Annotated in this window: 22 protein-coding genes; 3 read left to right on the plus strand and 19 right to left on the minus strand. The window is 66.8% G+C overall.

The annotated features are described in order from the left end of the window. Positions 1-2: 2 nt before the first annotated feature. From hfq to rlmE, 6 genes are all read right to left on the minus strand, one after another. On the minus strand, positions 3-278 hold the full coding sequence (gene hfq, locus AC5P8Y_RS15235; protein ID WP_004152891.1) for an RNA chaperone Hfq: 276 nt from the start codon (positions 276-278) through the stop codon (positions 3-5). Between the two features lie 96 nt (positions 279-374). Continuing rightward, positions 375-1328, minus strand: a complete 954-nt coding sequence (miaA, locus tag AC5P8Y_RS15240) for a tRNA (adenosine(37)-N6)-dimethylallyltransferase MiaA (protein ID WP_005412933.1) — start codon at positions 1326-1328, stop codon at positions 375-377. Further along, complete coding sequence (gene folP / locus AC5P8Y_RS15245) at positions 1328-2224, minus strand: dihydropteroate synthase (RefSeq protein WP_049403889.1); 897 nt, start codon at positions 2222-2224, stop codon at positions 1328-1330. The genes miaA and folP overlap by 1 nt, the downstream gene beginning before the upstream one ends. Before the next feature lie 584 nt (positions 2225-2808). After that, complete coding sequence (locus AC5P8Y_RS15250) at positions 2809-2994, minus strand: hypothetical protein (protein WP_005416039.1); 186 nt, start codon at positions 2992-2994, stop codon at positions 2809-2811. Between the two features lie 102 nt (positions 2995-3096). Next, complete coding sequence (gene ftsH, locus AC5P8Y_RS15255) at positions 3097-5031, minus strand: ATP-dependent zinc metalloprotease FtsH (protein ID WP_005409015.1); 1935 nt, start codon at positions 5029-5031, stop codon at positions 3097-3099. Positions 5032-5100: 69 nt separating this feature from the next. After that, positions 5101-5733, minus strand: a complete 633-nt coding sequence (rlmE, locus tag AC5P8Y_RS15260) for a 23S rRNA (uridine(2552)-2'-O)-methyltransferase RlmE (protein WP_005409014.1) — start codon at positions 5731-5733, stop codon at positions 5101-5103. Positions 5734-5798: 65 nt separating this feature from the next. Here rlmE and yhbY point away from each other — a divergent pair, with 65 nt between their 5' ends. Next, positions 5799-6104 (plus strand): ribosome assembly RNA-binding protein YhbY, encoded by a 306-nt coding sequence (gene yhbY, locus AC5P8Y_RS15265; protein WP_004152868.1) that lies wholly within the window; start codon positions 5799-5801, stop codon positions 6102-6104. Between the two features lie 13 nt (positions 6105-6117). Beyond that, a complete protein-coding gene (locus AC5P8Y_RS15270) occupies positions 6118-6492 on the plus strand; it encodes an Mth938-like domain-containing protein (protein ID WP_049404309.1) in 375 nt (124 codons plus the stop codon). Positions 6493-6499: 7 nt separating this feature from the next. Here the strand turns inward: AC5P8Y_RS15270 and AC5P8Y_RS15275 are convergent, their stop codons facing one another. From AC5P8Y_RS15275 to surE, 5 genes are all read right to left on the minus strand, one after another. Further along, complete coding sequence (locus AC5P8Y_RS15275) at positions 6500-7009, minus strand: hypothetical protein (RefSeq protein WP_049404307.1); 510 nt, start codon at positions 7007-7009, stop codon at positions 6500-6502. 184 nt (positions 7010-7193) lie between these two features. Continuing rightward, entirely contained in the window at positions 7194-7985 is a 792-nt protein-coding gene (locus AC5P8Y_RS15280) for a peptidoglycan DD-metalloendopeptidase family protein (RefSeq protein ID WP_005412928.1), read from the minus strand. Beyond that, complete coding sequence (locus tag AC5P8Y_RS15285) at positions 7982-8596, minus strand: YqaA family protein (protein WP_049404306.1); 615 nt, start codon at positions 8594-8596, stop codon at positions 7982-7984. Before AC5P8Y_RS15285 ends, AC5P8Y_RS15280 begins: the two co-directional genes overlap by 4 nt. An 18-nt stretch (positions 8597-8614) precedes the next feature. After that, positions 8615-9292, minus strand: coding sequence for a protein-L-isoaspartate(D-aspartate) O-methyltransferase (locus AC5P8Y_RS15290; protein WP_049404305.1), 678 nt, complete (start codon positions 9290-9292; stop codon positions 8615-8617). Next, the gene (gene surE / locus AC5P8Y_RS15295; protein ID WP_005409008.1) at positions 9289-10068 is read right to left on the minus strand and encodes a 5'/3'-nucleotidase SurE; all 780 of its coding nucleotides are present in this window, start codon (positions 10066-10068) and stop codon (positions 9289-9291) included. The genes AC5P8Y_RS15290 and surE overlap by 4 nt, the downstream gene beginning before the upstream one ends. A 209-nt stretch (positions 10069-10277) precedes the next feature. Here surE and AC5P8Y_RS15300 point away from each other — a divergent pair, with 209 nt between their 5' ends. Continuing rightward, entirely contained in the window at positions 10278-10817 is a 540-nt protein-coding gene (locus AC5P8Y_RS15300; protein ID WP_005409007.1) for a Smr/MutS family protein, read from the plus strand. 123 nt (positions 10818-10940) lie between these two features. On the opposite strand, the gene truD is transcribed toward AC5P8Y_RS15300, so the two are convergent. From truD to kdsA, 8 genes are all read right to left on the minus strand, one after another. Continuing rightward, positions 10941-11972 carry a tRNA pseudouridine(13) synthase TruD gene (gene truD, locus AC5P8Y_RS15305; RefSeq protein WP_088470134.1) on the minus strand — a complete coding sequence of 344 codons (1032 nt, stop codon included), beginning with the start codon at positions 11970-11972 and terminating at the stop codon, positions 10941-10943. Further along, complete coding sequence (ispF, locus tag AC5P8Y_RS15310; protein ID WP_024956349.1) at positions 11969-12466, minus strand: 2-C-methyl-D-erythritol 2,4-cyclodiphosphate synthase; 498 nt, start codon at positions 12464-12466, stop codon at positions 11969-11971. Before ispF ends, truD begins: the two co-directional genes overlap by 4 nt. A 34-nt stretch (positions 12467-12500) precedes the next feature. Further along, positions 12501-13199 (minus strand): 2-C-methyl-D-erythritol 4-phosphate cytidylyltransferase, encoded by a 699-nt coding sequence (ispD, locus tag AC5P8Y_RS15315; RefSeq protein ID WP_005409004.1) that lies wholly within the window; start codon positions 13197-13199, stop codon positions 12501-12503. Then, positions 13196-13549, minus strand: a complete 354-nt coding sequence (gene ftsB, locus AC5P8Y_RS15320; RefSeq protein ID WP_005412924.1) for a cell division protein FtsB — start codon at positions 13547-13549, stop codon at positions 13196-13198. The genes ispD and ftsB overlap by 4 nt, the downstream gene beginning before the upstream one ends. Positions 13550-13553: 4 nt before the next feature. Next, positions 13554-14846, minus strand: a complete 1293-nt coding sequence (eno, locus tag AC5P8Y_RS15325; RefSeq protein ID WP_049430304.1) for a phosphopyruvate hydratase — start codon at positions 14844-14846, stop codon at positions 13554-13556. 96 nt (positions 14847-14942) lie between these two features. Beyond that, positions 14943-15272, minus strand: a complete 330-nt coding sequence (locus AC5P8Y_RS15330) for a hypothetical protein (RefSeq protein ID WP_111109111.1) — start codon at positions 15270-15272, stop codon at positions 14943-14945. Further along, a complete protein-coding gene (locus AC5P8Y_RS15335; RefSeq protein ID WP_111109110.1) occupies positions 15272-15619 on the minus strand; it encodes a hypothetical protein in 348 nt (115 codons plus the stop codon). Before AC5P8Y_RS15335 ends, AC5P8Y_RS15330 begins: the two co-directional genes overlap by 1 nt. Continuing rightward, positions 15616-16446, minus strand: a complete 831-nt coding sequence (gene kdsA / locus AC5P8Y_RS15340; protein ID WP_049404300.1) for a 3-deoxy-8-phosphooctulonate synthase — start codon at positions 16444-16446, stop codon at positions 15616-15618. Before kdsA ends, AC5P8Y_RS15335 begins: the two co-directional genes overlap by 4 nt. Positions 16447-16500: the final 54 nt, after the last annotated feature.

The following is a 16500-nucleotide window of genomic DNA, read 5'->3' on the forward strand; positions in this document are numbered from 1 at the left end:
TCTTACTCGTCTGCTTCATCACCTGCCTGACCACCTTCACCCGACTGCACGTAACCACCGCCCGGGCCAACCTTCACGTTGCGTGCCGGAACGACCGTGGAAATGGCGTGCTTGTAGACCATCTGACTGACCGTGTTGCGCAGCAGGACCACGAACTGGTCGAACGACTCGATCGTGCCCTGCAGCTTGATGCCGTTCACCAGGTACACCGAAACCGGCACGCGTTCGCGCCGCAGTGCGTTCAAGAAAGGATCCTGCAGCGATTGCCCCTTGGACATTGCACACTCCTGATTATTGTTCTTATTGGGTTGCCGACGGTTGCCACGGCCCCCGAGCCGCCCGCCGACCGATGATGTTACACGGCTGGCGGGGGTTCAGCGTGCGACGAAGGTCGACACCGCGCCGGCCAGGCGCTCCCCATCGACATGGGGGTCGAACCAGCGCGCATCAAGCTCGCCGCGCAGCCAGGTCAGCTGGCGCTTGGCCAGCTGCCGGGTGGCGAAGATCGCCTTGTCACGGAAACGGGCGGCATCACCCTCCCCGTCCAGGTATTCCCAGGCCTGGCGATAGCCAACCGCGCGCACCGCCGGCAGGTCCAGCGGCGCCGTCACGGCGGCCATTTCCGGCATTGCACGCAGTGCCCGCACCTCGTCCAGGAAGCCCTGCGCCAGCATGGCGTCGAAGCGCGCCTCGATGCGCTGGTGCAGTACCGCGCGGTCACGCGGGGCGAGGATCAGCTTGAGGGTGCGCACCGGCAATGGCGCGACGCCCGGCCGGCGCTGCCATTCACTGATCGGCGTGCCGGTGAGGCGATAGACCTCCAACGCCCGCTGGATGCGTTGCGGGTCGGTGGCATGGATACGTGCGGCTGCGGCTGGATCGACCATGGCCAGTTCTGCGTGCAGTGCCGCCCAGCCCCGCTCGGCCGCCTCGGTGCTGAGTGCTTCGCGCATCACCGGGTCGGCCTCCGGCATCGGCGACAGGCCCTGCAGCAGGGCCCGGAAGTACAGCCCCGTGCCACCTGCCAGGATCGGCGTTTTGCCGCGTGCCACGATGTCGGCCACGACGCGGCCGGCATCGGCGGCGAACTCGGCCGCCGAATAGGTCTGCCACGGATCGCGCAGGTCCAGCAGATGGTGCGGCGCCTGCGCCCGCTCGGCCGCATCCGGCTTGGCCGAGCCGATATCCAGATGCCGGTAGACCAGCGCCGAATCGACGCTGACGATCTCGCCATCCAGCTGCTTCGCCAGGGCGATCGCGGTGGCGGTCTTGCCACTGGCGGTCGGCCCCATCACGGCGATTGCCAGTGGCCGCCGGTCGATGCCCATCAGTCTTCGTCCGGCCAGCGGATCGTCGGCGTGGCGTCGGCGCGCGGCGTTGGCACGGCCTCGACTGCCTGCCAGATCTTCAGCGCATCGATGGTGGCGGCCACGTCATGCACGCGCACGATGCGTGCGCCGCGCTGCACCGCGATCAGGTGCGCGGCCACCGAGGCGGCCACGCGCTCGGACGGCGTGTCGCGACCGGTCAGTTCGCCCAGGCTGCGCTTGCGCGACAGGCCAGCCAGCATCGGCAGGCCCAACTCCAGGAACCGCTCGGAGCGTGCCAGCAGGGTCATGTTGTGGGCAGTGGTCTTGCCGAAACCGAAACCGAGATCGATCAGCAGGTTCTTCTTCGCAATGCCCGCCATCTCGGCAGCGAACAGGCGCTGGACCAGGAAGCCGTGCACCTCGGCGACCACGTCGTCGTAATGTGGATCGGCCTGCATGTGGCCTGGCTCGCCCTGCATGTGCATCAGCACCACCGGCACGCCGGTTGCAGCGGCGGCGTCCAGCGCCCCTTCCTGACGCAGGCCGTAGATGTCATTGATCATGCCGGCGCCAGCCGCCACCGCCGCGCGCATCACTTCCGGCTTGAAGGTGTCGATGCTGATCGGCACCCGGGTGCGCGCGGCCAGCTGCTCGATCACCGGAATCACCCGGCGCAGTTCCTCCTCCACCGATACCGGCGCAGCGCCCGGCCGGGTCGATTCGCCGCCGATGTCCAGCAGGTCCGCGCCCTCCTCGACCAGCTTCAGGCCATGGCCGACCGCAGCCTCGGTGGTGTCGTGCGCGCCGCCATCGGAGAACGAGTCCGGGGTGACGTTGACGATGCCCATGACCTGGGCACGATCGAGGCGCAGGATGCGGCCGGCGCAATCGAGCTGGGGCGAGGTATCGAACATGGGCAATCCTGCAGGGACAACGGCGGGTAGTTTAGTTCGGCAGGGCGGCGCCCTGCACCCGCAGAGGCAACGGCCAAAGCTAATGCGGCTCTGGATTGCTGATGGTCTGGCGGGACGGTGTGGGGCTGCAGGACACGCCGTAAACCCGTCCTTGGGGGCTCGATGGCGCCATCCATGGCGCCAACGGTCCTGCAGCCCCACACCGCCCCACCTCCGACAGATTCCCGGTGACGGTTGGATGGGGACCGGTAGATCCACGCCATGCGTGGATGCTCTTCGTTCAATTCTCGAGATACTCGAGTTCGATGGAGATTCATCCACGCATGGCGTGGATCTACGTGTCGACCAAGGTCGACACCTACCAACAGCAGCAGGAATCTGTCAGAGGTGGGGCGGTGTCGGAGTGCGGGGTGTCAGCCGCATGGATGCGGCTGCCAAGCTTACAGGGACGTACTTGCAGCGTCCCCGCCCTCCGACACCGCCCCGCCATCCTACGGAAAGCCCGCTGTTGCTGTTGCTGTTGAGGTTGTCGGCCAGCGGCCGGCACTACCGCGGGTGCAGGGCGCAGCCCTGCCGACAACCCCTCAACGGCGGCGGCGCTTGCGGTCCACGTACAGGGTCCTGGCGATGCTCAGCACGATGCCAACGGCGATACCCACCACGCAGCCCAGCAGCAGGTTGTCGGCCCCCAAGCCCACACCGACGCCGACCACGGTGGCGATCACCATCTCGGCGGTGTGGGAAATCGGTTCGGGCTTCGGGGCGGACATGCGGGCTCCAGCGTCAGATCGGTTCTTCGGGATGGGCCAGTGGCCCGGAAACGACGAAGCCGGGTTGCCCCGGCCTCGTCTGGTGTCACCTGCAGCGGGCCGTCAGTGCGATTCGGCCGGGCCTGCGATCGGCGGCAGCGGACGGGCGTCGCCGCCCTTGTCGTTGCCGCCATCCTTGTTCGACTTGCTCCAGCCCGCCGGCGGCGGCGGATCGCGGCCTTCCATGATCGCGTCGATCTGCGGCGCGTCGATGGTCTCGTACTGCAGCAGCAGCTGCGACATCGCGTGCAGCTTGTCGATGTTCTCGGTCAGCAGCTGGGTCGTGCGGGCGTAGGCCTTATCGAGGATGTTGCGCACTTCCTCGTCGATCCGGCGCGCCGTGTCGTTGGACACGCTCTTGTGCTGGGTGACCGAACGGCCCAGGAACACCTCGTCGTCCTCTTCGCCATAGGCGATCGGGCCGAGCTGCTCGGACAGGCCCCACTTGGTGACCATGTTGCGGGCCATCTTTGTGGCACGCTCGATGTCGTTGGAGGCGCCGGTGGTGACCTTGTCCTCGCCGAAGATCAGTTCTTCAGCGACGCGGCCGCCGTACAGCGAGCACAGCTGCGACTGGATCGCCACGCGGTTCATCGAGTACTTGTCGCCTTCCGGCAGGTACATGGTCACACCCAGCGCACGGCCGCGCGGAATGATGGTCACCTTGTAGACCGGGTCGTGCTCGGGCACCAGGCGGCCGACGATGGCGTGGCCGGCCTCGTGGTACGCGGTCAGGGTCTTCTCGTCCTCGCTCATGGCCATCGAGCGGCGCTCGGCACCCATCAGGATCTTGTCGCGGGCACGGTCGAAGTGGTCCATGCGGACTTCCTTCTCGTTGCCACGCGCGGCAAACAGGGCCGCCTCGTTGCAGAGGTTGGCCAGGTCCGCACCGGAGAAGCCCGGGGTACCACGCGCGATCACCATCGGCTCGACGTCGTCAGCCAGCGGCAGCTTGCGCATGTGGACCTTGAGGATGTGCTCGCGGCCCTTCACGTCCGGCAGGCCGACCACGACCTGGCGGTCGAAACGGCCCGGGCGCAGCAGCGCCGGGTCCAGCACGTCCGGACGGTTGGTCGCAGCGATCACGATCACGCCTTCGCCGCCTTCAAAACCGTCCATCTCGACCAGCAGCTGGTTCAGGGTCTGCTCGCGCTCGTCGTGACCGCCGCCCAGGCCGGCGCCACGGTGGCGGCCGACGGCGTCGATTTCGTCGATGAAGATGATGCACGGCGCGTGCTTCTTGGCCTGCTCGAACATGTCACGCACGCGGCTGGCGCCGACGCCGACGAACATTTCCACGAAGTCCGAACCGGAGATCGAGAAGAACGGCACCTTGGCTTCGCCGGCGATGGCCTTGGCCAGCAGCGTCTTGCCGGTACCCGGCGGGCCCACCATCAGCACGCCGCGCGGAATCTTGCCACCCAGCTTGGTGAACTTGGACGGGTCGCGCAGGAAGTCGACCAGTTCGCCCACTTCTTCCTTGGCCTCGTCACAGCCGGCGACGTCGGCGAAGGTGACCTTGATCTGGTCTTCGCCCTGCAGCTTGGCGCGCGACTTGCCGAAGGACATCGCGCCCTTGGCACCGCCGCCACCGCCCTGCATCTGGCGCATGATGAACAACCAGAAGCCGATGATCAGGATGACCGGAAGGAAATTCATCAGGATCGCGCCGAGGGAAATGCCGCTGGACGGCTCCTCCTGCACGATCTCCACGTTCTTGGTACGCAGCACGTTGATCAGGTCACGATCGAACGGCGCGGTGATGGTGGACGACTGCCCACCGCGGGTGGTGTAGGTCAGCTGGCTGGTACCGCCGCGCATGTCGCCGCCAAAGGCGACCTTCTGCACGTTGCCGCTGTCCACCTGGTCCAGGAACTGCGAGTAAGACGCGCCCTGCGCGCCGGCCCCGGAGGACTTCGGCGAGAAGCTCTGGAAGACCACCATCAGCACGACGGCGACGACCACCCATAGCAGGAGGTTCTTGGTCAAGTCGTTCATCCTCATTGGCTCCGGTGTTCCTCTCAGTGCTGGCGTTGCGTTGGGGTCGAACTTGCGTACGTTGCGAGCTTACTTCATGTGGGCGCGTTTTCCCTGACCCAAGGCATACACCTCGGGAGAGCGCTTGCGCGAAGCTTCCGGCTTGCGGATGGAGACCTTGTCGTACCGGCGACGCATGTCGCGCACGTAGTCGTCAAAGCCTTCACCCTGGAACAGCTTGATCAGGAACGCCCCACCGGTCTTCAGGTGGTTGTCGGCAAAATCCAGGGCCAGCTCCGCCAGGTGCATCATCCGCGGCTGGTCGACCGCGCCTACACCACTCTTATTGGGGGCCATGTCCGACAGCACAAGGTCTACCGGCTGATCCCCGAGCATGGCTTCAAACTGCGATAGAACGGCTTCTTCCCTGAAGTCACCATGAAGGAACTCCACGCCGGCCAGCGGCGGCATGTCCAGGATGTCCAGCGCCAGCACGCGACCGGTGTCGCCGATCTGTCTCCGCACCTGCTGAGACCAGCCGCCCGGGGCGGCACCGAGGTCGACCACCACCATGTGCGGCTTCAGCAACCGGTCACGTTCCAGCAGCTCTTCGAGCTTGTAGGCGGCGCGCGAGCGCATGCCTTCGGCCTGGGCCTTCTTCACGAAGGGGTCGGAGAAGTGTTCCTTGAGCCAGCGCTGGCTGCTTTTGCTGCGGGTAGCCATTGAAAATAGGGGCTGATGGGGTCCTCATGATACCCTGATCGCCCCATTCAACCGTGTTTTCCTGCATGTCCATCGCCCTGACCGCCTCCCAGACCCGTTTCCTGCGCGGCCAAGCCCACGACCTGAAGGCCCTGCTGCAGACCGGCGGCAAGGGTGTGACCCCGGCCTTCATCGCTGAGCTGAACGAAGTGCTGGAGCGCCACGAGCTGGTCAAGGTGAAGGTCGCTGCCGAAGACCGCGACGCCCGTGACGTGATGATCGGCGAGATCGTCGAAGCCACCGAAAGCGCGCTGGTGCAGCGCATCGGCCACGTCGCCGTGTTGTACCGCCCGAGCAAGGAACAGCGCCAGATCGTGCTGCCGCGCGGCTGATCGCCCTACTGCCATGCAGCTGAACCACGAACCGCCGGATTACGCCTATAGCCTCCGTGCCGCCGATGGCCGCTCGGCCAAGGTGAATGACCAGGCTCTGGGCAGCAGTTTCTTCCTGACCCCGGACCAGCTGGTCACGCAATGGCCGGTGGTGAGCGCCACTGCGCTGCAGGTGGCTGACCTGGAGCCGATCCTGGCGCTGAATCCGGCGCTGATCGTGCTCGGCACGGGTGACCGTCAGGTGTTCCCGCCGGCGGTGGTGATGGCCGCCTGCCTGTCACGCGGCATCGGCCTGGAAGTGATGAACAATCCAGCCGCCGCGCGCACCTTCAACATCCTGGCCAGCGAAGGCCGCAAGGTCGCCGCCGCCTTCATTCTGGAAGGCTGAGGTCGAGTCACCGGGTGGCTCCTGGCCAGCTGCCCGAAGGTGTGCAGCGGAATGCCGAGAACGCCTTGAGCCGGCCAATCAGGTTGCCGCCCTGCCCCCAGCGGATATCCATGACCTTCCAGTCCCGGTCCTGCCGCTGCAGCAGGACCCGGTCGGTCCAGCGGTAGTCGCCCACGGCCATGTCGACATGGATCCAAGTGGCGTCACCGCTCGATCCGGGCATTCCCACGGATATCGTTTCCGGTCGATCCGGCGCCAGCAGATACGGGCTCCGGTCCAGCATGTGCGGCTTTTCATCAGGCGCCGCCAGTACGGTGCAGGCCTGTTCATATGCACGCTGCCCAGCGATGGCTGAGCGGAGGGCCTCACCCAGCAGTGGGGAAACGGTCGTTTCGTTCGACGTCGGTGCCTGGATGGCGTCGTAGAGCCGGGTGACCACGTCACGTGGATCGCTGCTGGCGGCGGCCGCCAATGGCGCGACGATGAGCAGCACGAAAAGGGCTGTTGGGCGAGACATGCGGCACCGGATTGGGGGGCCGTTGAAGCATGCCGCTTCCCTGGCTCGCCGGGAAGCTTGAGATGCGCCTCTCATGGTCGCAAATGGCCACCCACGGCGGCCAGCGTACAGCGAGTCGAGCATGGCTCGGCGCTGCAGGTCGGGAACGCCGGGCGTGGCCCGGCGCCCCCCGATCCAACGACGATCAGCGTGCCGGCAGGTACTGCTGCGGATCCACCGGCTTGCCGTTGTAACGGATCTCGAAGTGGACCATGTCGCGGTTCGCACCGGTGCGGCCCATCTCGGCGATCTGCTCACCGGCCTTCACACTCTGCCCTTCATTCACCAGGCGCTTGCGGTTGTGGCCATAGGCCGACAGCCACTGGTCGCTGTGCTTGATGATGATCAGCTCGCCGTAGCCGACCAGGCCGGCGCCGGAGTACACCACCACACCGTTGGCGGTGGCCTTGACCGGCTGGCCGCTGGTACCGGCGATGTCCACGCCCTGCTTGGTCGCGTCACCGGCCACGTAGCGGCCGACGATCGCGCCATCGGCCGGCCAGCGCCAGGCGATGTTGCTCTTCACCGGACCCACCGGCGCCGGGGCCGGGACCGATGTGGTGCTGCCGCCGCTGCTGCCACCCGAGCGCGGCGGGGTGACCACCGTGGTCGGCGCGCGGCCGCCGCTGGCACCGGCCGGATACAGTCGGATCACCTGCCCCGGATGGATGGTCGAGGGGTTGTCCAGACTGTTCCAGGCAATCAGGTCGGCCGGGGTGATGTCATGGATGCGGGCCAGCGCATAGATGGTATCGCCCTTGCGCACCACCACAGTCTGCCCGGGCTTGGGCACCGAGGTCTTCGGCGTGGTCACACCACCGCCGGTGCTGCCACCACCAGGACGAACCACGGTTGCGGTGCCGCAGGCGGCCAGGGTGGAAACCAGCAACGCCAGCGCGCCGATGCGCACTCCCTTGCTCAGACGATCAGGATTCATGCGAACTTCGACCTCCATACAAGCCAGGCGATCAGCACCACCACCAACGCGGTGGCGATCCAGCCCAGCGGTTCAATCCAGCGACGCAGTGCCGCTTCAGCACGCGCACCACCGATACGGATGACCGCAGCCAGCACGAACACGCGCTTGCCGCGACCGATCAGCATGCTCAACAGGTACTGCGGCATCGGCACGCCGACGATACCCGATGCCCACGTGAAGACCTTCATCGGGATGGGCATGAAGCCGCCCAGCACCAGGAAGGTGAACACCGCCCACGGCGACTCGGCCATCTTCGCCTGCACGGTGGTGATGCCCTGCTCGATTGCCGGCAGCATGCCCAGCGCTTCGAACAGCGGCTTGATCGCCTCGAAGGCGTAATGGCCCAGTGCATACCCAAGCAGTGCGCCGACCATCGAGCCGGCCAGGCTGAGGGTGGCGAACCACCAGCCGCGTTTCGGCTGGGCCACGCACATCGGCGCCAGCATCACTTCCGGCATCACCGGAAAGATGATCGCCTCGAAGAAGCTCAACACCGTCAGGTAGGTCGGCGCGCGTTCGTGCGCCGCCCACTTCATCGCCCGCTCGTACAGCGGCCCGAAAATCTTCATGCAACCCTGCTCCGTGGATTAGTCGAGCATGCCGGACAGCAGCGGCACGAAGGTGACCGGCGCCAGCACGCGTTGTTCGATGCTGCCGTCAGCCCTGCGGTCCAGCTGCACCAGCGACTGCCCAGCCGGCCCGCCGACCGGCGCCACCAGGCGGCCGCCCTCGGCCAGCTGCTCGACCAGTTCATCGACCAGTGCAGGCGCCGCGGCGGTGACGACGATGGCATCGAACGGGCCGTGCTCGACCCAGCCGGCGCGACCATCATCATGCTTGGTGCGGATGTTCATGCCCAGCGCACGGAAGCGCTTGCGCGCCTGTCGCAGCAGGTCGCCGATGCGTTCGACGGTGTAGATCTCCAGGCCAAGCGCGCCGAGCACGGCGGCCTGGTAGCCGGAGCCGGTACCGACTTCCAGCACTTTCTTTGGCGAGACCTGCAGCACGGCTTCGGTCATGCGCGCCACCACCCACGGCTGGGAGATGGTCTGGCCGTGGCCGATCGGCAGGGCGGTGTCTTCGTAGGCGCGTGACGCCAGCGCTTCGTCGATGAACAGATGGCGCGGCACTACCCGGATCGCATTCAAGGTCGACTCGTCGACGATGCCAGCCTCGCGCAGGCGATCGACCAGGCGGTCGCGCACACGCTGCGAGGTCATGCCGATGCCGACGGCTTCCGGTTGCAGGCGCAGGCGTGGGCTCATGCCGGCTGGTCCAGCGCGGCGCTGAGGCCGCCGACCCAGCTGGCCACTTTCTCCAGTGCCTGGTAGCGGGTCAGGTCGACCTGGATCGGGGTAATCGAGATGTGGCCGGTGCGTACCGCGTGGAAATCGGTGCCGGGGCCGGAGTCCTGCTCACGACCGGCCGGGCCGATCCAGTACACCTCGTTGCCGCGCGGGTCCTTCTGCGCGATGCAGCCTTCTGCACGATGGCGGTTGCCCAGGCGGGTGACCTCGAAGCCCTTGACCTCGTTCCACGGCAGGTCCGGCACGTTGACGTTGAGGATGGTGTCAGCCGGCAACGGATCGGCCTTGAGCCGGGCGACGATCTCCACCGCAGCGCGCGCGGCGGTCTCGAAGTGTTTCGGATCGTGGTTGCGGGTGACCAGCGAGACCGCCACCGCCGGCAGGCCGAGGAAGCGACCTTCCATCGCCGCCGAGACGGTGCCGGAATAGATCACGTCATCGCCGAGGTTGGCGGCGTTGTTGATGCCGGACACGACAATGTCGGGTTCGAACTCGAGCAGCCCGGTCAGCGCCAGGTGCACGCAGTCGGTCGGGGTACCGGCCACCGAGACGGTGTAATGGTCGATGCGCTTGAGGCGGATCGGCAGGTCCAGGGTCAGCGAATTGCTGGCGCCGGAGCGATCGCGGTCGGGCGCGACCACCGTGACTTCGTGACCGGCCTCACGCAGCACCGAAGCAAGCATCCGGATGCCTGCGGCGTCGACGCCATCGTCGTTACTGACCAGGATTCGCATCTTCGATTTAACCGCTTGATTTTCCAAGAATTCGATTCCATCACCGTGCAGTGTGGGCGGGACCGTCGTACTCCCCTGCGGAAGCCGTCGACCGTGCAAGGGCATCGTCTATTGTGCCGCATGCGAGCCGCCGGTCCTACCCTGCCGGCGGTCACGGCCGACATCGAACCGTCATAGGCAGACCTGCGCCAGCGGTTTACCCTGTGCGCATGTCGCACCCTGAAGACGAAGATCCGGCCGCGTTGTTCCGCGCGGCCATCGGCGAAGTGACGCCGCTGCGCAAGGATGCCGAGCCGGCACCGGCTGCGCCCCGGCCGAAGCCGCGCGCGCGCATGGCCGAACGTGACGAGGCCGAAGCCGCCGGCGAGTTCGCCCGGCTGCTGCGCGACAGCACGCCACTGGAAGCCGGCGACGTGGCCAGCTATCGCCGCGACAACCTGCCACCTCGCCTGTTCCAGCGCCTCAAGCGTGGCCAGTATTCGGTGCAGGACGAACTGGACCTGCATGGCGCCACCGCCGCGCAGGCCGAGACGCTGCTGCGCCAGTTCCTGCTGGAAGCGCATGCACACGAGTATGGCTGCGTGCGCATCATCCACGGCAAGGGATTGCAGTCCGACGGCGGCGCGCCGGTACTGAAGAACCTGGTCGACCGCCTGCTGCGGCTGCGCAACGACGTACTGGCATTCCATTCGGCGCCGACCGGGCAAGGCGGCACCGGCGCGGTGCTGGTGCTGCTGGCGCGGCGCTGAAAAAGGGGGACGCCATGAGTCCAGGTAGAGTCGACTGTCAGTCGACTGCTCTTCCAGCGGCAAGCGAATACCCCGCGCTGCGCGCGCAAGTCGACTGACAGTCGACTCTGCCGCGCGCCCTGCTCAGGCCTGCGAGGCGTCTTCGACCGGGCCGAGCTCGTGCAGCACGGCGGTGGCGTAGCAGCCCGGCGGCAGCGCGAACGATAGCTCCAGCACGTCATCGCCAAGCCACTGGTGCTGCAACAACGCGGGGCGCAGGCGCAGCGCGCGGCGCTCCTGCTTCAGGCGCGCGTCTTCCAGGCCGGCCCGCAGTGCCTTCGCTTCCTCGTCGTCGAGCGCGGCCAGCTCCAGCTCGCGTGCCGCTTCGGTGCTGCGCAGCTCGCCTTCACCCCACAGCGGTGCGCTGGGATGGATGTCGAACCGCGCGAGGCGCTCGGCCAGCACGTCGGTGTACGGCTCCGGGCCGAACACGCTGCGGCTGCCGTCCAGCATCCACACCTCGCCGTCCAGTGGCTGATCCCAGTTGCCCTGCTCCACGCGCGCAGCCAGCACGCGGTTGAACAGCGCCGATCGGGCGGCAGACAGCAGCAGTGAACGCTGGTCCTTGCGCATGCGGCGGCCACCGAACATCGCCAGTGCCGCGGGCACGTTGCCGCCGTCGCGGCCAAAGCGCTGCTCGCCAAACCAGTTCGGCAGGCCGCGCCCGGCAATCTGCTGCAGGCGTTCGCTGATCGCTGCGGCATCGCCCTGCACCTCGCGCAGGACCAGCTTGAAGCGGTTGCCGGCCAGTGCGCCACGCTGCAGCTTGCGGTTATGCCAGGTCGCTTCGAGCACTTCGATCTCGTCACTGGCCAGCTCGGCCAGGTCCGGCGCAATGCGCTTGGGCAGGTGCACGCTGAAACGCTGGGTGGTGACCGCGTGGCGGTCTTTCATGCCGGCGTAACTCACCGCCATTTCCGGCAGGCCCGCCCACTTGGCCAGCACCTTGGCCACATGCACGGTGTTGGCACCGCGCTTTCGGATGTGCAGCAGCAGGTGCTCGCCTTCGCCGGTGGCCTCGAAGGCCGGCAGCTCGTCAACCTGGAAATCGTCTGGCGTGGTGCGGATGCGCGCCGTCAACAACGGCGCACCAAATGCCAACGGCAGCGGAATCATGCCGCCACCAGCAACACGACCGCCTGTGCGGCAATGCCTTCACCACGGCCGGTGAAGCCCAGTTTTTCCGAGGTGGTGGCCTTGACGCTGACTGCATCCAGCGGCAACTGCAGCAGGCCGCCGATGCGCTCACGCATCGCCAGCGCATGCGGGCCAACCTTCGGCCGCTCGCAGATCACGGTGATGTCGGTGTTGCCGACGCGCCAGCCGCGCTCGCGCAGCAGGCTGTCGCAATGACGCACGAAGTCGCTGCTGTCGGCGCCCTTCCAGCGGTTGTCACTGGGTGGGAAATGCTGGCCGATGTCGCCCAGCGCCAGCGCACCGAGCATCGCATCGCACAAGGCGTGCAGGATCACGTCGCCATCGCTGTGCGCAAGCACGCCACAGCTGTGTGGAACGTTCACGCCGCCAAGCATGATGTGATCGCCTTCGCCGAAGGCATGGACGTCGTAGCCCTGGCCGATGCGGACGGGCGGGAACGGTGCGGTGCTCATGGATGCAACCCTTGCAGCAGGACCACGCGGACGGTCAGCCGGCGCGGCGGGAAAGTACGAATTCGAACCGGTCCAGATCGGCCGGGGTGGTGACCTTGAAGTTGTCCTCGCTGCCTTCCACCAGCAGCGGGCGCTGGCCCTGGCGCTCCATGGCCATCGCCTCGTCGGTGACTTCAACACCGGCGGCAGCGGCGTCGGACAGCGCGCGGCTGAGCTGGTGGCGGCGGAACAGCTGCGGGGTCAGTGCACGCCACAGGCGCTCACGCGGCTCGGTGCCATCGATGCCACCGTCGTCGCCTGCACGCTTGAGCGTGTCACGTACCGGTGCGGCCAGGATCGCCCCCACCGGGTCGGTACGACCGACTTCAAGCAGGCGACCGAGATCGGCCGGCGACAGGTTCGGTCGCGCGGCATCGTGGACCAGTACGAACTCATCAGCGCGCACCGTCTCCGGCAGCGCCTGCAGGCCAGCCAGCACCGAAGCGGCACGGGTCGCGCCACCGATGCAGGTCAGCACCGGCTTGCCCGCCCACTCGTTCCAGCCGGGCCAGTCGGCGTCGTCCTGGCCGATCACCACCATCGCCCCGGCCACGGCCGGGTGCGCCAGCAGGGCGTCCAGGGTATGGGCAAGCAGGATCTGTCCCCCTGCCTGCAGGTATTGCTTGGGCAACGGCGCGCCGAAGCGGGTGCCACGACCCGCAGCCGGAACCACGACCCAGATGGCCGCACTCATGGCACGTCCGCCGGGTGGTCGCCAACCTGCGCACTGACACCTGCCGCAGGCTGCGCCGGATGGACCGGCGCATCCTCGACCACACGATAGAACTTCTCGCCGGGCTTGATCATGCCCAGCTCGCTGCGTGCGCGCTCCTCGATGGCGGACTGGCCTTCCTTGAGGTCCTTCACTTCGGCAGCGAGCGCGTCGTTGCGCTGCTGCAGACCCTCATTGTCCCGCTCCTGGTTGGCGACCTGGGCTTCGAGCATCATCACTTCGCCCGAATTGCCCGGACCGAACCAGAAGCGGTACTGCAGCCAGCCCAGCAGCAGGGCCAGCACCAGCAGCATCCAGCGCCAGTCGCGCATCGGCTCAGCGCTTCAGCGAAACGAACGCGTCACGACCGGCGTAACGCGCGCCGGCGCCGAGGGCTTCCTCGATGCGCAGCAGCTGGTTGTACTTGGCCACGCGATCGCTGCGGCACAGCGAACCGGTCTTGATCTGGGTGGCGGTGGTAGCCACTGCGATATCGGCGATGGTGGTGTCTTCGGTTTCGCCCGAACGGTGCGAGACCACGGCGGCATAACCGGCGCGGTCGGCCATGGCGATCGCTTCCAGGGTTTCGCTCAGGGTGCCGATCTGGTTGACCTTGATCAGGATCGCGTTGGCGGTGCCCGAGTCGATGCCTTCCTGGAAGATCTTCGGGTTGGTCACGAACAGGTCGTCACCGACCAGCTGCACCCTCTTGCCGATGCGGTCGGTCAGCAGCTTCCAGCCGGCCCAGTCGTTCTCGGCCAGGCCGTCTTCGATCGTGATGATCGGGTACTGCGCGGCCCAGTCGGCGAGGAAGTCGACGAACTGCTCGGAGGTCAGGCGCTTGTTCTCGCCCACCAGGTTGTACTTGCCGTTCTCGAAGAATTCGCTGGACGCCACGTCCAGGCCCAGCAGCACGTCTTCACCGGCGGTGTAGCCGGCCTTGCCGATCGCTTCAAGGATGGTGTCCAGCGCTTCGACGTTGCTGCGGAAGTCCGGAGCAAAGCCGCCTTCGTCGCCGACCGCCGTGCTCAGGCCGTGGCCCTTCAGCACCGACTTCAGCGAATGGAAGATTTCGGTACCGGCACGCAGCGCTTCGGAGAACGAGGTGAAGCCGACCGGCAGCACCATGAATTCCTGGAAGTCGACGTTGTTGTCGGCGTGCGCGCCGCCGTTGATGATGTTCATCATCGGCACCGGCAGCGACGGGGTCACGCCGGTCCTGGCGGCCAGGTACTGCCACAGCGCCTGCTTGTTCGATGCGGCGGCGGCGTGCGCAGCGGCCATCGAAACACCCAACAGTGCGTTGGCGCCCAGGCGGCCCTTGTTCTCGGTGCCGTCGAGGTCGATCAGGCGACGGTCGAGGCCGGCCTGGTCGGTGGCTTCAAAACCCTTCAGCGCGGCGGCAATCGTGGTGTTGACGTTGTCGACGGCCTTGCGCACGCCCTTGCCCAGGTAACGGGTCTTGTCGCCGTCACGCAGCTCGACCGCTTCCTTGGTGCCGGTCGAGGCACCGGAGGGAACCGCGGCGCGACCGAACGAACCGTCCTCCAGGATGACTTCGGCTTCCAGCGTGGGGTTGCCACGACTGTCGAGGATTTCACGGGCGTGGATGCTGCGGATCGTGCTCATGGTCGGACCGGTTACCTGTCTGGAGAGGGGGCGACAAAACGAATGCCGCGTGATTATCCCCGGCTGCCCGCCACTTGCCAAATGGCGTGGGCGGCTTCAGCCCCAGCTGGACCCGATCACGACCAGGACCATCGACACCAGCATCACCAGCAATGCACCAGCAAGCGCCGCCAGGATGGGGCCACGCCGCCGTCGCCAGGCCAGCACCATCGCCACCGGACTGCCCAGGAAGCACAGCACCATCGTGACCAATGCGCCCAGCAGCCACCACTGCGTGGCCTGCACGCCGTTGTTTCCGTCCCCCGGCGGCCGGAAACCGGCGGTGAAGGCCAGTACGCCCACCACCAGGGCGATCCAGGTCAACACGGACAGCCCCAAGGCGATCAGGCCCCAGGGCCAGCCTCGCGCCGATGTGGTCGCATTCATCAAAGCACTCCGTAGAACAGGGCGCCGAGCCACAGAGAGAGCAGGATGATCGCCAGGCCGGCGGCCACCTTGCCGCGATTCAGCCTCCAGGCCTGCACAGCAGCAGCGACGCATCCCACTGCACCGAGCAGCTCTGCCACCATAAGCGCGATGTAGTACGCGCGCAGATCGAGTGCGCTGCTGCCATCACCCGGCGGCCGCACGGACGCGGCACCGATCAGCACCAGCCCGAACATGCCCGCAGTGAACAGCACGGCCAGGCCCAGTGCGATCAGGCCCCACGGCCACTGTTTCCAGTGCCGGCGGCGGCGCTGGGTTTCCAGCGCCAGCCACGGGTCACGACTCACGCAAAGCGCGAGAAGCCGTGCTTCTTGGTCACTGCATCGAGTTCCATCAAGGTCTCAAGCAATGCTTCCATCTGGTCCAGCGGCCACGCATTGGGGCCATCGGACAGCGCCTTGGACGGATCCGGATGGGTCTCGGCGAACAGGCCGGAGATGCCCACCGCCACGGCGGCACGGGCCAGTACCGGCACGTGCTCACGCTGGCCACCGGAACTGGTGCCCTGCCCGCCCGGCAGCTGCACCGAATGGGTGGCGTCGAACACCACCGGGCAACCGGTGTCGCGCATCACCGCCAGCGAGCGCATGTCGCTGACCAGGTTGTTGTAGCCGAAGCTGGCACCACGTTCGCAGACCATGATCTGCTCGTTGCCGGTGGCCTTGGCCTTCTCCACGACCGGCTTCATGTCCCACGGCGCCAGGAACTGGCCCTTCTTGATGTTGACCGGCTTGCCGGCCGAGCACACCTTGCGGATGAAGTCGGTCTGGCGGACCAGGAACGCCGGGGTCTGCAGCACGTCCACCACCGAGGCCACTTCGTCCATCGGGGTGTATTCGTGGACGTCGGTCAGCACCGGCACGCCGATCTGCTTCCTGACCTCGGCCAGGACCTTCAGGCCCTCTTCCATGCCCGGGCCACGGAACGCGGTGCCCGAAGTACGGTTGGCCTTGTCGAAGCTGGACTTGAAGATGAAGTTGACGCCGAGCCTGTCGGTGACTTCCTTCAACTTGCCGGCGGTATCGAGCTGCAGCTGCATCGACTCGATCACGCAGGGGCCGGCGATCAGGAACAGGGGCTGGTCCAGCCCGACCTCGAATCCACACAGTTTCATGGCGTTTCCTTGTTGTCCGCAGCACCGGCCGGGCCGGTGCGCTGGGGGTTGAAG

This window comes from Stenotrophomonas sp. YJH_SMC_12-1 (assembly GCF_059370935.1).